Genomic DNA, 13839 nt, shown 5'->3' on the forward strand with positions numbered 1-13839 from the left:
AGCGAATGACAGGTCGCCCTCGGCTGCGCCGCCGGCCATCCGGCTCCCTCGGCAGGTGCCCTCGCCAGAACCGCACTGTACTCCGTGCCGCGGTTACGGCTTCCTGCGTGCTCCTGTCCGTCGCGGGGCAGAGTCCAGTTTGGGCCGCGGACCCGGTGTTGCCTGTGCCCCAGACCGGAGGTGACGCAATGCTCCGCCTGACCTCCTCCGTCTACCCTCTGGACATCCCGTCTCTCGGGCCCGGTGAGTCCTTCAGCTGGCAGGTTGGAGCCGTGCTGGACGGCCCCGAATCAGCCACCGCCACGGTGGAACTTCAAGGTTCGGGGTCCCTGTCCGCCGGGCCGGAGGCCTACACGGTCACGGCGCAGTCCTGCCCAGTCCAGTGGTCCGGAACCAGCGGAAGGAATGCAACATTGCTGTGCGGGCCAGGCGCAAGGCAGATACTCGCCGTCGATTCCTTCAGCAGCGGCGGAAGTACGGCCTATCCGCTGGGTCGATTCACGAGTACCGATCATCCGTGGTTGTTGTTCCGGCTCGAACGTCCCGCAACTGCTGCCGGAGCCGATGGGACGCTGGCGTTTGGGATTGGCATTGTCGCCGGTGACGGCGACCGCACTCCCCCGGCTGAGGATCTCTCCATCACAGGCGCGAACGTTTTCCCCTATCTCGTCGGCGCAGCAGGCTTGACCCTGCTGGGGGCACTCCTGATCCGGTTCGGACGGGTGACCAGGCAACCATGAGAGTCCCCACACTGAGGCGCCAGGCCGCAGCCGGAACTTCCGCAATTATCGTTGCTGCAGCAGCATTCCTGAGTTTGAGTTCGGGCACTGATGCTGCCTGGACGGACGATGAATACGTCGGCACCGCTGCGGGGGTCATGATCGCCGGAAACTGCAGTACAACGCCCCTCTTCCGGACAGAATCAGCAGCCCGGCAACTCTCTGGCCTGCTGGGAGCAGATGAACTGGATTCCCTTGCGGCACTTCAAGGGCTCTCCGTTGAGAATGCAAGGGGAACAGTGTCAGTGACCCCTGCTTCGGCGATCCAGATCAACCCCGTTACTTTCAGCGCTCCACTTGAGGCCAGCGCGCTGGGCAGTCCGTTGCTTTCGGCGACGTTGGGACTCGATGCGGCCGCTGGAGAGGCAGGTGCCTACAACCAGTGGGGGCGCGCCACAGGCAGTGGCCAGGCGGCCGCTGCCGCGGGAACGGTAAACGACCAATCCGGGGCCATTGATGCCACCGGGACGGCCGACGGATCAGCCACTATGCCCCGGTCGGCGAGCATCAACCTGTCCTCGCTCGTGCCAGCCTCCGCGGCCGACATGACCTTGGACATCGGCGCAGTCGCAAGCTCCGCCGAGGTGGATGCATGCCTGCTGGTCAATGGCTGGCCCACACCAAATCCCGTTCCGGTAGAGAACCGCACATACGGGATCGCCGGAGCGGACCTGAAAGCAGGAGTCCCTTCTGTTCAAAGCATGGCGGCGGCGACAACTTCGGCCATTGACGACGCGGTGGATGATCTTGCCGCCCTCGACGACCCCGGCGGACAGGTCACCACGACGATCAACACCGGAATCAGGGCGCTCGTTCAGGGCGCGGCCGGGAGCCTCACACTGGGCACCGTGGACACCGTCATCACCATCGGGACCCTCGATCTGAGCGGAGTCCAGCCCCTGCTGACGGGAACCATCAGCGATGGTGTCGTCACCATTGACCTCAGCAACAGCAGCGCCACGGTCAACCTCGCCGCACTCCGGGGAGGAGCCAACGGGTTCAATGGCCTTCCGCCCAACACCGTCATCGGCATCGACCAGGCACTGCTTCAGGAAGTCAGCCAGCGGACCACGGTGCTGCTGGCAGAGTGGTCCTCCGGGATGGCCCTTGCGCTGGAACAGGCCCTGGAAGCAGCCACTTTTACCATGCAGACCCAAGTGGTGCTCCGGGCAGACGTACCCCTGCTCGGCACAGTCGATGTAGCCCGGCTGAGCATTGGCTACGCAACCACACTGGGGGCCTTCCTGGACGGCTCTGCTCCCCAGCCCACCATCACCACCGAAGTCCTCAGCGGAGCCCTATCCGGCCTGGATACGCTGCTTACGCCGATCCTTACTGCCTTGAACAACGGAACAGGAACCGTTGTTGAAGGAGTCCTCGTTCCGGCCCTGCAGGGAACCAGCGGAGTGATCCCAACAGCTGTGACTGGAATAGAGGGAGCCGCCGACGGAGTCACGGAAGAACTGGACGCCATCCTTGATCCCCTGGCAGGGGTTCTTTCCCTCACCATCAACGTCCAACCCGACCAACCCGGAGCACCCGTCACGTCCGCTGCCGCCGGCAATTCCGCACCCGGCGAGTACAAGATCTCCGCACTACGGATCGCAACCCTTGGCAATGCGGCGGAAATCTACCTGGCCACAGCTTCAGCAGGTCCAGTGATCTTCAGACCGGAACCAGCCCCATGACGCGACTCCTCAACGCAGGCCGAGAGCCGGGACCGGGACGCGCCGGGCGCGAAGAAGGCCCGCAATTGGGGGAAACGGCGGGCCTTCAACTGCAAAGGCTACATAGCGGACACAAGAACAACGAATGGACAATTATGTGCTCCTGATCTGGTGTGGGCGGCTGTGCCCGCTGGTTTGTGCTCTCAGGAGACGTCGATGTGTTGCAGCACTACCGCGCGGCGCTGCCAGCGGCGGGCTGGGAAGTGGTCGAGGATGACGGGCGCCACCTGCGGGCCCAGCGTGATGGCCGGGCGTTCGAGGTGAGGCCGTGCCCTGGAGGCGGTGCCATCTGGACCGGAAGCGAGGACGACCCCGCGTACGGACAAGGAACGGTGATGCAGCCGGATACTGACATTTGCAGCGCACACCACTTCTGAAAACTCCAGCAGTATCTTTGGACTGCTGCCGGGCAGCGTGAACTGCGGCTGCTTTCCTCTGGCACCCGCTTGACGACGGCGGCACGCACCCAGGTGCGCGCCCCGCCGTCGTGCGCCAGACAAGACCCCGGCGCCGCCGCTATCAGCTTGGCGACCCCGCGATGCTTGACCCTGCGTCGGCTGCCACCTTTTCGAGGCCGGTCAGGAGATCCTGCAACCCGGGCTCTTCGAGGGGGAAGTGGCCGCAACCACGCAGCAGTTGGCTGGTGGTGGGGCCGGGCAAGGTTCGCAGAGTGCCCTCGCTGAGCTCCACTGGGGTCCACTCGTCGAGCTCGGGTGCATCAGGTGGACTGGGAAGAGTGCCGTGCGTGCCTGGGCATGTGGATGCTGCATATAGCTGGCAAGGAACCCCAGAGGGACCCATCCGCCGCCTCCGCGTGCATCTTTCGCGCAGAGCCGGCCCAGGCCGGGGTCCAGCCCCATGCTCCTGAGATCGGCGATCCAGGAGACCTTGACGGGGACCCTGGCGATCGGCCCGCGGACCAGCTTGAGCAGTGGCATGAAGACCAGCGCGAAAGATTTGAGCCGCGTCATCGTTGAGCGGGCGGACTTCTCTCGTGGGTCGAGCAGGCAGGTGGCGACCACGGCCGTGACGCGGCGTGAACGGGCCGCTGCCTCCACCGTGAGCAAACCCCCGATGCTGGCCCCGAAGAGGATGACGGGACGGCCGTCGTCTTCAGCTGAAATGACGTCAACCAGTAAGTCGACCCAGTCCTCGTAGGTCACTGTTCCGCGCGACGTTGTCACCGTTCGGCCGTAGAGAGGCAAATCCACAGCAGTCAGATCGACGCCCCGGCCTGCCAGGAGGGACGCAACAGGCCAGAGCGCCGCAGCATGGGCTCCCGCGCCATGGACCACGAGCATCCGAACCGTGGCATTGGCGTCCCGTAACCGGAGGAGGTGGACCCGATGGTTCCTCCAGGCCCACCACTCCGAGGCCGGGGGCACAAGTGACTTCCTTCGGGAAGGCGACAAGAAGCTCGCGTAGTCCTCCATGCTGACGTCTTGGATATCCTGGTGCCTCAAGATCCGTTTCGCGATGCGATTAGCCGAGGCTCTCGAACACCAGTGTTGCCTGGATGCGGTCACCGCCGCCGATCATTCCCTTGCTCCCGCTGCTCGCGGTGGTGATGGTGTGGAGCCGATAGCCCTTCGCAGCCTGATCGTTGATCGTCTTCTCCAGGGAAGTCAGGTTGCCCGAACCGGTTCCCCACAGTTTCTCCTTAAGAATCACCTGCAGGACCACGTAGTGCATGACACGGCTTCCTTCCGTCGCTGGCCAATTGGGAGCAATGCTAGTTGACGCGTCCCGCTCCTCCGGGGCGTTGGCGACGGCGCGTCGAGGGTATCGACAGTGCGCCAGGTCAACGCCGGGCGGCGGATCAGTCCGATGCCCGGGTGTGCCCACACGGCACAAACGCTCGCACGACGGCATCAATGGGTGCGAACACGTCTGCACCGGGGTCCACAGTCACCCGCTGGATGATCATGCCTTCGCCCACTGCGGTGATGGCAGTGGCCGCCGCCGCGGGATCATGCGCTCCGAGGCGCTCCATGGTGGTCTCGACGAAGGACCGGAAGTACGCGCGTCCGGCGAGCAGGGGGCGGCGGACGTCCTCGTTGTGCGTGCCTTCGAGGAAAAGTACATACCGGGCAAGGGTCCGGGTCCGGGATGCTGTGGTGGCGGTTTCGACGGCGTGGGCCAGCAGAGCGACGAAGGCGCCAACATCAGCCGGCGGGCTTGGCCGGCTCACCAGGTCAGCCAGGTCAAGTTCCGCAAGCCACTCGACCACCCCGGTCAGGAGGGCGGCACGGGTGCGGAAGTAGTTCGACGTCGAACCCCTTGGAACCCCGGCCTCCACGTCAACCCTGATGTGGGTAAGAGCCTTCAGGCCCTGGGTGCCAAGCAGCTCCACGGCAGCATCGAGAATCCGTGTACGAATGGACATACTCCATACTACAAAGGTAGTGACATCGCCACTACATAAGTAGTAACCTGTTTGCATGGCTCGCGTGATTCTGAAATGGAGGTAATCCAAATGACAGACTTCTTCACCATGCATCCCGGTGAAACCGCAGCTCCCGTGCCGCCGGGACCTCCCGTGCCGCCGGGACCGGTCCTGTCGTCAGGCTCGACTGGCATTCGGCGGGTTCACCGCTTCCTCCACTGGGCGTACAAGGAGGCGCCCGGCCTGGTGCGTTCGGCAGCGCCCGGAGACACTTTCCGCGCCGCCTACGTGGGGGAAGTGCTCGGGAACTTCGACAAGGTGCTCCTGATCCACCAGGAAGGCCAGGACCTGTTCATGTACCCGCAACTGGCGCAGCGGGCACCGGCAAGTGCGCCGCACGTGGAGCAGATGCTTGACCAGCACAGGAAAATTCGGGAACGCGTCCAGAGCATCGAGCCCGTCCGTAAGCGCTGGATGCAGACTGCAGACGAAGAGAACCGGGAAGTGCTGGCAAAGGGCTACGAGGACGTGCAGTCAGTTCTCAGCGAGCATCTGCGCCGCGAGGTCAACGAAGTGATGCCCGCCGTCGACCGGGTCGTGACGGAGGAGGAACTGAAAGCGATGATTCAGCACGGGGTCAAGCAGCACGACAAGAAGTTCCTCGTCACCTACCTCGGAATGGTTCTGGCCACGAACCCGCCCGATGACCGAAGGGAAATATTCTTTGAGGAGATTCCCGCCCCAGCCCGCCTGGGCTACCGTCTCATCGGCCGCAGGATGTACCGCAAGCAATACGCGACGCTCTTCCCGGGAAGGCCGATCCCCGAAACTCTTTAGCAGGAGCGCAACTGGGACCTCAAATGGTGGAGTTCCGGGTGCAGGATTCAGCCTTTCGCGAGCATGATCGGCTGGTAGTAGCCGCTTACGTCGGGCATGAGCCATTCGGCTGCGGTGAACCCGGCCGAGACCAGCTGGCTTTCGAGTTGCGAGCGTTGCAGGGCACGGTAGCGGGTGGTCCCCGAACGTGCCCGCCATGATCCAGCCGCTTCTTCGGTGAAAGTGAACAACTCGATGTCCACGTACTCCGCATCCTGCGACCACCGCCAAGCCTGGCCCGACGCATGCCGCGACCCGACGTCCCCGTGGACCGAGACCGGCACCCCGGCGGGTCGGGTGCGCCGCAACGCGTCATAGTCGCGAAGGGAGACGAGCAGCAGCCCGGCCGGCCGCAGGCACGCCCGGACACTGCGCACGGCACGTTGCAGATCTTCGTCCGTGAGCAGGTGCGGCAGTGCGTTATCGCAGGAAATGACCACGTCAAAGGTCTCTTCGACGTTCTCACGGACGTCGCGGACGTCACAGGCCCTGAAATCGACGTCGATTCCCCTCTCGGCCGCCTCCACCCGGGCCCGGTCAACAGCCGCGTGGCTCACGTCGGTGGCTGTCACACTGTAACCAAGCGCCGCCAGCGGCAGGGCCTGGGTTCCGATGCCGCACGTGCAGTCCAGCAGGCGACCCTCGGTGATCCCCCGCTGCGCGAGGATGTCTGCGATGACCCGCCCATGCCACAGAGCCGCTGACCACCAATCAGCGAAGAGCAGATGGTACTCAGACGCAAGGTCGTCATAGAACTGTTCCGGGCTAGCCATACCGGTGAGACCTCGCATTCTCAGCCTGCTTTGAAACGCCCGACGGCGGGTGCGACGGCGGGTGCCCAGCGGCCGTCACGGGCCGTCAGGGCGTGGGCGTTCCTCAACTACCCGGGTCAGGGTCTTGAGGTTGCGACGGAGGGACCTGCCCAGGAGCCGGTTCACCAGCGGATCGGGCAGTTTGCCCAGCAGGCCGCCCATCGAGCCGGTCACGAGCCGCTCGGTGACGCGTGTGCCGCCGCCGTTCGGTTCCAGCATGAACGTCGCAGTGAGGTCGCGCTCTCCTCCGACCGAGCGGGACACCATCCGCCGGGGCGGCTCGAACTCCGTGAATTCGACCATCCAGTCGAACTCACGGCCCATGAAGCGGGTTGTTCCCCAGCCTCGGGTTCCCAGCCCCGGGGGGACCGTCCCAACCGGCCCGGACTTAGTGACGAAGGCGTCGTAGACCGAGAGGTTCTCGAACTTCGCCAGGAAATCGAAGACTTCCTGGGGTGGCCTGGCCACAACCACGCATTCTTCCACTACAGGCATCGGATGCTCCTTTGAAGCCACCTGGTTTCCTGGCCCGATGAGGACGCTGTCGCATAGATGCAGCCCTCGGGAATGCTTGGGCACAATTCGAGGAGTTGCGCCATAGACGTTGGGATAAGAGAGGTTCCCGTCATAGGCACAAGGTACTACTTCCTTCACCACAAGTCACTACTTTCGTAGTACCGGCCGTCGACTCCCCCCACCCTCGCTTTGACCCTTTACATAGCCGAAAAACCCGGCCAAAACAGCCGTGGTAGTAAGCAATCGTTTATCCCTTGACGGAACAGAACCGGCCCTGTAACAGTTAGGCGTGGGCGGATCGATGGAGAACCCCGAGCTGAATGGCACGGCGTCGATCCCCGGTGGGCTCACCCAAGGTTCCGCGGCCCCAACGCCCCTCCTGGAAGTCCGTGGACTGACCAAAAGTTTCTTCGGCATTCCCGTCCTGGAAGACGCCCACCTTACCCTTCACCGGGGCCAGGTCCACGGGCTTGTGGGCGAAAACGGCGCCGGGAAGTCCACCCTGATGAAAGTGCTTGCGGGGGTGTACCAGCCGGACGCGGGAACAGTGCTCCTGGACGGCCGGGAAGTCAGGTTCAGCCACCCAACAAAGGCCCACGAAGCCGGTCTGTCATCGGTATTCCAGGAGTTCAACCTCCTTCCCGACCGGACGGTGGCCGAGAACATCTACCTGGGCCGGGAGCCCCGCCGCGGAGTCCTGGTGAACAAGTCTCTGATGAACGGGAAAACGGCGGAGCTGCTGCAGTCGCTCGGGATCACCGCCATCCGGCCCACCGCGCAGGTGCGGAGCCTGACCGTGGCGGAGCAGCAGGTGGTGGAGATTGCGAAGGCGGTCAGCTATGACGCCCGGATCGTCTCCATGGATGAGCCCACCGCCGCGCTGGCCGGCGCCGAAGTTGAGCTCCTCTACCAGATCGTGTCCCGGCTTCGGGACCGCGGAACGGGCATCCTCTATGTCTCCCACAGGCTCCGGGAGCTCTTCGACCTGTGCGACGTCATCACCGTCCTGAAGGACGGCCGCGTGGTCAGCACCGGCCCGGCCTCCGAACTCGACGACGCACGGCTGGTCCGGCTGATGGTTGGCCGGCCCATTTGGGCCTTCTTCCCGGACAAGCTGCCGCGGACAGACAGCGATGCTGAAGGCACAAACGCTGAAGGTGCCGTTGTCTCCGCGAAGCCGATCCTCGAGTTGCAGGGTGCTGGGAACGGCCAACTGGATGGGATCAGCTTCAGCGTTCAGCCGGGTGAGATTGTTGGGCTCGCCGGTCTCCAGGGCTCCGGCCGGACGGAACTGCTGCACGCCATTTTCGGCGCCGCCCCCTTCAACCGCGGCACCATGAAGGTGGAGGGCCGGGAAGTCCTGCCCAAGACGCCAAGGGAGGGGGTCCGGGCGCGCATGGCCCTCATCACCGAAGACCGCAAGGCTGAGGGCCTGAGCCTGAACCAGTCCATCCTGAACAACGCGCTGACCGTCATCAGATCAGTTTTCCCGCGCCGCACCGGAGCGGTCCAAACCGAGATCCCCGGCGTGTTTTCCTCCCTCGAGGTTGTGGCGCGGGACTTGGACCAGGAGGTGCAGTACCTCTCCGGCGGGAACCAGCAGAAAGTGGTCCTTGCCAAGTGGCTGGCCATCCGCCCCCGACTGGTCCTGCTGGATGAGCCCACCCGCGGCATAGATGTGGGAGCCAAAGTGGCGGTGTACCGGTTGATGCGCACGCTGGCCGCCGAAGGCAAAGCCATCCTGATGGCCTCCAGCGAATTGCCGGAGGTCATCGGCATGTCCGACCGGATCCTGGTCATGCGCGACGGGCGCCTCGCCGGCGAGCTTCCGGCCGGAACGTCCGAGGAAGCCGTCCTGCAGCTGGGAACGGGCGCCAGGACTGCACCTGGAGGAGGGACATGAAACAACGTGGCAGCTTCATCGAGCGCCTCTCCTCCACACAGATCGTGTACCTCGTGGCGCTGCTGACGCTGATCGTTGGTGCCGTGCTCGTCGGCTCGATCGGACGGAACTTCTTCAGCCAGGGCAATATCTCCAGCATCCTGACCGGAACCAGCGTCCTGGGTTTCATCGCCATCGGACAGACGCTGGTCATCCTGGCCGGCAGCCTGGATCTCTCGGTTCCTTATGTCACCAGCCTGGCCAGCCTTGTTGCCGCCGGCGTGATGGCGAACAACCCGGGCAACGTCCTGCCCGGCGTCGTGCTCACGCTGGGTGCCGCGGCGGTCATCGGCCTGGCGAACGGGCTGATCGTGGCCCGCCTCAATGTGCACGGGTTCATCGCCACGCTGGGCATGGGGTTGATCATCAGCGGCTTCCTCGCCACCAATTTCAAGGGCAGCTTCGGCCAGACCCCGCTGTCGTTCCGGCTGATCGGTGCGACGGGCCTGGGGCCTGTTCCCATCTCGACCATCATTATGCTGGCCTGCGCGGGCCTGGCTATGCTGCTGCTCCACCGCACGCGCATGGGCCACCACCTCTACGCCGTCGGTGGTGACATTTCCGTCGCCCGGACCTCTGGAATCCGCGTGGATTTGCCGGTCATCACAGCCCATGTGATCTGTTCACTGCTCGCAGGAATGGCGGGGCTTCTCCTCGCCAGCCGGCTGGGCGTGGGCAGCCCGACGGTGGGTTCCCAGGGCGGCTACGATCTGCTCTCCATCGCCGCAGTGGTCCTCGGCGGCACCCTGCTGGCCGGCGGCAAAGGAACCATCACCGGCACCCTGGGCGGTGTCCTCATCTTCGCCATGCTGGACAACATCATGTCCGTCATGCAAATCAACCCCTTCCTCAAGGACGTGGTCAGGGGCGTGGTGATTGTCGTCGCCGTCGCCGTGTATGCCCGCCGCAGGACGGTCACCAGGCCGGAGCGGTTCAGCGCGAAGGCTTCTGCGGAATCGCCCGCCGCAGAGCCCGCACGCGCGGAGCGGCCATGAGCACAGTCCTGCCCTCCGGGCGCAGCACCGTCCTCCGGCAGAACCGCGCCAGCCGCTCCGAGCGGCTCCTAAGGGCTGTGCGCACCCCCGGCGGCGCTGTTTTTATCCTGCTGATCGGCCTCCTGGCGGCCATCATCGCGCTGAATCCCTCCTTTGGAGAGCCGGGCTCCTTCATCCGGTTCATCGGCAGGACGGCCCCGATCGCCATCGCCGCCGTCGGCCAGTACTTCGTTATTGTCAGCGGCGAATTCGACTTGTCCATGGGATCAGTGGTGACCATGCAGGTCATCGTTGCCGGTAACCTGATCCGGCAGGACGATTCCAGGGTGATTCCGGTCCTGGTCCTGATGTTTGTGCTCGGCGCCTTCATCGGACTGGTGAACGGACTGATCACAACGCTGCTGAAGGTGCCCAGCTTCATTGTGACCCTGGGCATGATGCTGGCCTTGCTCGGGCTGGTCCTCTACTGGACCGGCGGCGCGGCCCAGGGAAACCCGGCGGACAGCTTCCGCCAGATAGGGCGCGGCGGGATCCAGGATGTCCCGGTCCTGGACATCATTCCCTACCCTGTCATCATCCTGACCGCGGTGGCCATCCTGGCGTTCGTCCTGATGCGCCGCCCCTTCGGCCGCATGCTCATCGCCGTCGGTGACAATCCGAGGGCTGCTGAGCTGGCCGGCTCCCGCGTCTGGTGGGTGCGGACGCGGGCGTTCATCATCTCGTCGCTGTCGGCCACCGTGGCCGGCATCCTGCTGGTGGGCTACGCGGGAGTTCACCCGTCGGTAGGGCGGGGTTACGAGTTCACGGCGATCACCGCCGTCGTCCTCGGTGGCGTTGTGCTGGGAGGCGGGCGCGGCTGGGTTCTGTCTGCGGCGGCCGGCGCGTTCGCCCTCGAGGCGCTGTTCACCCTCCTGAACTTCATGGGCGTCCAGGCCACCTGGCGGGACACGGTCCAGGGGGTCATCATTATCGTCGCTGTGGCAGCAGCGTCCAAGTCATGGCAGCGCAAGCGCAAGGGAGCAACTGCCGCTGCCCATGATGAACGGCACAGGCTTAGTGCAGCACCCATGCCCCACGAGGGCACCGAACAAGGAGGAGATCGAATCTGATGCGCAAACACTCTATTCGCGCGATCGCGCTTGGGGCGGCGTTGCCGCTGGTGGTGCTGACTGCCTGTACCACCACGGATCCGTCGGTTACCGAAACGACGGCTCCTGGTTCACCTGCAGAAACCAGTCCGGCGAGCCAGGAATGGTTTGACCAGGCGCTGTACGACGCGCAGTTTCAGCAGCGTTCGGCCACCTTTGAAGGGAACCCGGAGCAGCCCTACCTGCAGTACATCGCCGGCGACATGACGGACACCGCAAAGTTCGCCTCACCCGGGGCGAAGAAGGTCTGCTTCGCCAATGCCTCCATCTCGAACCCGTGGCGCCAGACCGGCTGGATCACCATGAACCAGCAGCTCAAGGTCCTGCAGGATTCGGGGGTCATTTCCGAGATGGAGACCCGGGATGCCAAGGACAACGACAACACGCAGATCGCGGACATCGACTACTTCATCGACGAGGGCAACTGTGACGCGTTCGTCATCTCGCCCAACTCCACGGCGGCCCTGACCCAAGCGGTGGAACGTGCCTGCGAGACCGGCAAGCCGGTGGTGGTGTTTGACCGCGGCGTGGAAACCGACTGCGCCACCACGTTCATCCACCCGATCGGCGGCTTTGCCTGGGGCATAGACACCGCCACGTTCCTGACCGACAGGCTGCAGTCCGGTGACAAGGTGGTGGCCCTGCGCATCCTTCCCGGCGTGGACGTGCTGGAACACCGCTGGGCGGCGGCAAAGAAGATCTTTGAGGAGAAGGGAATCCAGGCCAGGGACTACTTCACCGGGGCTGACCCCACCGAGATCAAGAAAATCATCTCGGATGAACTGGCCACCGGCGACGTCCAGGGCGTCTGGATGGACGCCGGAGACGGTGCGGTGGCTGCCCTCGAGGCCTTCGAGGATGCGGGCAAGGACCTGCCGGTGATGACCGGCGAGGATGAGATGAGCTTCCTGACCAAGTGGAAGGAAACCGGAATCGATGCCATGGCTCCCGTCTACTCCAACTTCCAGTGGCGCACCCCGCTGCTGGCCCTGGAAAAGATCTTCAAGGGTGAGCAGATCCCGGCCGAATGGATTCTCCCGCAGGAGCCCATCCTGGCGGACGAGCTGGACTCCTGGCTGCAGCGCAACCAGGGGATGCCCGGCGGGCACTATGCCAAGTTCGGCGGAGAAGACCTTCCCGGCTACCCGGAGGTCTGGCAGCAGCGGCAAATGCCCTGACACCACTCTGCGTACGGCGTGGGAGGGTGCGGCGTTGAAAGGGGCGGCGTGAAGCGTCTCATCGGAATCAGCACATGGGTCTGGGAGTCTCCGTTGACCGACTCCAACCTGGGCGGGCACCTGGCGAGGATCGCCGCGATGGGGTTTGACGCCGTCGAACTGCCCCTCGGAAACGCCGGCGACTTCACGCCCGCCGTCGTGCGCGAATCGCTGGAGTCCACGGGGCTTGCCCCGTTTGTTGTCGGTGCCATGGCGCCGGGCCGGGACCTCGTGGCCGCGGCCCCGGCCTCCGTGGAAAGGACGCAGGCCTACCTCATGGCCTGCGTCTCCATGGCCGGCAGCATCGGTTCGCCCAGTGTTTGCGGTCCTTTCTACGCCCAGACCGGCCGGGTCTGGCGGATGTCGCCCGGGGAGCGTCGGGAGGCCTACGCCGAGCTGCGCCACAATCTGCAGCCGGTGGCGGCCCGGGCCCGGGAAGTGGGCGTGGTGCTGGGCATCGAACCGCTGAACCGGTACGAAACTTCCCTGATCAACACGGTGGAGCAGGCACTCGAGGCGCTGGAGCCGTTGCTTGGCAACGGCGTCGGCCTTGCCCTGGACAGCTACCACCTTCACATCGAGGAGCGCTCGCTGGCCGCCGCGGTCCGGGCGGCGGGAGAACACGTGGTTCACGTGCAGGTTTGCGGGAACGACCGAGGCGCCCCCGGCGGGGACCAGACCGACTGGGCGGGCTTCCTGCAGGCCCTGGACGAGGTGGGCTACAGCGGACCGTTGAACATTGAAAGTTTCACTGCGGAGAACGCCGCGATTGCCGTTGCGGCCTCCATCTGGCGGCCGCTGGCCCCGAGCCAGGACGAGTTGGCTGCCAGGGGCCTCGCTTTCCTGCGCGGCGTATAGGCGTGCTGCGGCGTAGAACCACCGGGAAGCCGGCCACCGTTGTGTCCGGGCTCGGGAACTTCAGTTCTCCGGCCGGGAATAGGAGGACCCCGACGCGGTCCTCTCCAGCAGCCCGAAGTCGACAAGGTACCGGCGCAGCAGCACCACGTCGTCCGTGTAACTCAGCAGCCGCTCATTGACCTGCCTCTCGGTGAGGTCCTCCCCCGGCCGGATGGCTTCGCCGACAATCCACGCCAGGAGCTCGCGGCGGTCCGCCGCGCTGGCCGGGTACCTGTCGATCCGGCCCAGGCGCAGGAAGCGGTCCACCCCGGTCTTCGGCTGCCGCTTGGGCTGCTGGGACAGGAGGTCGTGGAAGATCGTGTCCGAGGCCTGATAAGCGTTGCTTCCCTTCCGCTCCACCAGTCCGGCCTCCAGCAGGATGGCGATGGCCCGGTTACGGCGCTGCTCCTTCGCGTCGGCGAGGACTTCCTCACCGAGCACGATCTGCCCGTACGCGGTGCGCGCGTCCCGGTTGGCGAGCGCCGCCATCACCCGGCGCCAGTGCGGTCCACTTTGCGCGGACGGTCCGTTCACTTGCCTCCAC

At 64.9% G+C, this 13839-nt stretch carries 15 protein-coding genes; 9 read left to right on the top strand and 6 right to left on the bottom strand.

The features are described from left to right. Positions 1-188: 188 nt before the first annotated feature. From AU175_RS05630 to AU175_RS05640, 3 genes are all read left to right on the top strand, one after another. Positions 189-740, top strand: a complete 552-nt coding sequence (locus AU175_RS05630; protein ID WP_066286548.1) for a hypothetical protein — start codon at positions 189-191, stop codon at positions 738-740. Continuing rightward, on the top strand, positions 737-2467 hold the full coding sequence (locus tag AU175_RS05635; protein WP_066286549.1) for a choice-of-anchor G family protein: 1731 nt from the start codon (positions 737-739) through the stop codon (positions 2465-2467). Before AU175_RS05630 ends, AU175_RS05635 begins: the two co-directional genes overlap by 4 nt. Before the next feature lie 197 nt (positions 2468-2664). After that, positions 2665-2883, top strand: coding sequence for a hypothetical protein (locus tag AU175_RS05640; RefSeq protein ID WP_066286551.1), 219 nt, complete (start codon positions 2665-2667; stop codon positions 2881-2883). A gap of 201 nt (positions 2884-3084) precedes the next feature. On the opposite strand, the gene AU175_RS05645 is transcribed toward AU175_RS05640, so the two are convergent. The 3 genes from AU175_RS05645 to AU175_RS05655 form a co-directional block, all read right to left on the bottom strand. After that, positions 3085-3891 (bottom strand): alpha/beta fold hydrolase, encoded by an 807-nt coding sequence (locus AU175_RS05645; RefSeq protein ID WP_197497044.1) that lies wholly within the window; start codon positions 3889-3891, stop codon positions 3085-3087. A gap of 97 nt (positions 3892-3988) precedes the next feature. After that, positions 3989-4198, bottom strand: a complete 210-nt coding sequence (locus AU175_RS05650; protein WP_066286553.1) for a DUF4177 domain-containing protein — start codon at positions 4196-4198, stop codon at positions 3989-3991. Positions 4199-4325: 127 nt separating this feature from the next. After that, a complete protein-coding gene (locus AU175_RS05655; protein ID WP_066286557.1) occupies positions 4326-4892 on the bottom strand; it encodes a TetR/AcrR family transcriptional regulator in 567 nt (188 codons plus the stop codon). 90 nt (positions 4893-4982) lie between these two features. Between AU175_RS05655 and AU175_RS05660 the strand changes: the two genes are divergently transcribed. Next, entirely contained in the window at positions 4983-5729 is a 747-nt protein-coding gene (locus tag AU175_RS05660) for a hemerythrin domain-containing protein (protein ID WP_066286559.1), read from the top strand. Positions 5730-5776: 47 nt separating this feature from the next. On the opposite strand, the gene AU175_RS05665 is transcribed toward AU175_RS05660, so the two are convergent. After that, positions 5777-6541 carry a class I SAM-dependent methyltransferase gene (locus AU175_RS05665; protein ID WP_197497045.1) on the bottom strand — a complete coding sequence of 255 codons (765 nt, stop codon included), beginning with the start codon at positions 6539-6541 and terminating at the stop codon, positions 5777-5779. Between the two features lie 75 nt (positions 6542-6616). Further along, entirely contained in the window at positions 6617-7075 is a 459-nt protein-coding gene (locus AU175_RS05670) for an SRPBCC family protein (RefSeq protein WP_066290612.1), read from the bottom strand. Positions 7076-7397: 322 nt separating this feature from the next. On the opposite strand from AU175_RS05670, the gene AU175_RS05675 reads away from it, so the two are divergent. The 5 genes from AU175_RS05675 to AU175_RS05695 are packed head-to-tail and all read left to right on the top strand — an operon-like array spanning position 7398 to position 13256. Continuing rightward, entirely contained in the window at positions 7398-8999 is a 1602-nt protein-coding gene (locus tag AU175_RS05675; protein ID WP_082979027.1) for a sugar ABC transporter ATP-binding protein, read from the top strand. Then, positions 8996-10033, top strand: a complete 1038-nt coding sequence (locus AU175_RS05680) for an ABC transporter permease (RefSeq protein WP_066286562.1) — start codon at positions 8996-8998, stop codon at positions 10031-10033. Before AU175_RS05675 ends, AU175_RS05680 begins: the two co-directional genes overlap by 4 nt. After that, entirely contained in the window at positions 10030-11142 is a 1113-nt protein-coding gene (locus AU175_RS05685; RefSeq protein ID WP_066286563.1) for an ABC transporter permease, read from the top strand. Before AU175_RS05680 ends, AU175_RS05685 begins: the two co-directional genes overlap by 4 nt. After that, complete coding sequence (locus AU175_RS05690) at positions 11142-12359, top strand: substrate-binding domain-containing protein (protein ID WP_066286564.1); 1218 nt, start codon at positions 11142-11144, stop codon at positions 12357-12359. Before AU175_RS05685 ends, AU175_RS05690 begins: the two co-directional genes overlap by 1 nt. Before the next feature lie 48 nt (positions 12360-12407). Further along, complete coding sequence (locus AU175_RS05695; protein ID WP_066286566.1) at positions 12408-13256, top strand: sugar phosphate isomerase/epimerase family protein; 849 nt, start codon at positions 12408-12410, stop codon at positions 13254-13256. Between the two features lie 60 nt (positions 13257-13316). Here AU175_RS05695 and AU175_RS05700 read toward each other — a convergent pair whose 3' ends face one another. Next, entirely contained in the window at positions 13317-13829 is a 513-nt protein-coding gene (locus tag AU175_RS05700; protein WP_331711934.1) for a DUF2087 domain-containing protein, read from the bottom strand. Between the last annotated feature and the right edge of the window lie 10 nt (positions 13830-13839).

The sequence above is a fragment of the Arthrobacter sp. B6 genome (assembly GCF_001663775.1).
Lineage (GTDB): Bacteria > Actinomycetota > Actinomycetes > Actinomycetales > Micrococcaceae > Arthrobacter.

What these genes read in the sequence shown, in the direction of transcription:
- AU175_RS05650 (WP_066286553.1), bottom strand. Translation starts at nt 4,198, where the DNA reads ATGCACTACGTGGTCCTGCAGGTGATTCTTAAGGAGAAACTGTGGGGA.
- AU175_RS05680 (WP_066286562.1), top strand. Translation starts at nt 8,996, where the DNA reads ATGAAACAACGTGGCAGCTTCATCGAGCGCCTCTCCTCCACACAGATC.
- AU175_RS05690 (WP_066286564.1), top strand. Translation starts at nt 11,142, where the DNA reads ATGCGCAAACACTCTATTCGCGCGATCGCGCTTGGGGCGGCGTTGCCG.
- AU175_RS05660 (WP_066286559.1), top strand. Translation starts at nt 4,983, where the DNA reads ATGACAGACTTCTTCACCATGCATCCCGGTGAAACCGCAGCTCCCGTG.
- AU175_RS05670 (WP_066290612.1), bottom strand. Translation starts at nt 7,075, where the DNA reads ATGCCTGTAGTGGAAGAATGCGTGGTTGTGGCCAGGCCACCCCAGGAA.
- AU175_RS05635 (WP_066286549.1), top strand. Translation starts at nt 737, where the DNA reads ATGAGAGTCCCCACACTGAGGCGCCAGGCCGCAGCCGGAACTTCCGCA.
- AU175_RS05655 (WP_066286557.1), bottom strand. Translation starts at nt 4,892, where the DNA reads ATGTCCATTCGTACACGGATTCTCGATGCTGCCGTGGAGCTGCTTGGC.
- AU175_RS05675 (WP_082979027.1), top strand. Translation starts at nt 7,398, where the DNA reads ATGGAGAACCCCGAGCTGAATGGCACGGCGTCGATCCCCGGTGGGCTC.
- AU175_RS05685 (WP_066286563.1), top strand. Translation starts at nt 10,030, where the DNA reads ATGAGCACAGTCCTGCCCTCCGGGCGCAGCACCGTCCTCCGGCAGAAC.
- AU175_RS05630 (WP_066286548.1), top strand. Translation starts at nt 189, where the DNA reads ATGCTCCGCCTGACCTCCTCCGTCTACCCTCTGGACATCCCGTCTCTC.
- AU175_RS05665 (WP_197497045.1), bottom strand. Translation starts at nt 6,541, where the DNA reads ATGGCTAGCCCGGAACAGTTCTATGACGACCTTGCGTCTGAGTACCAT.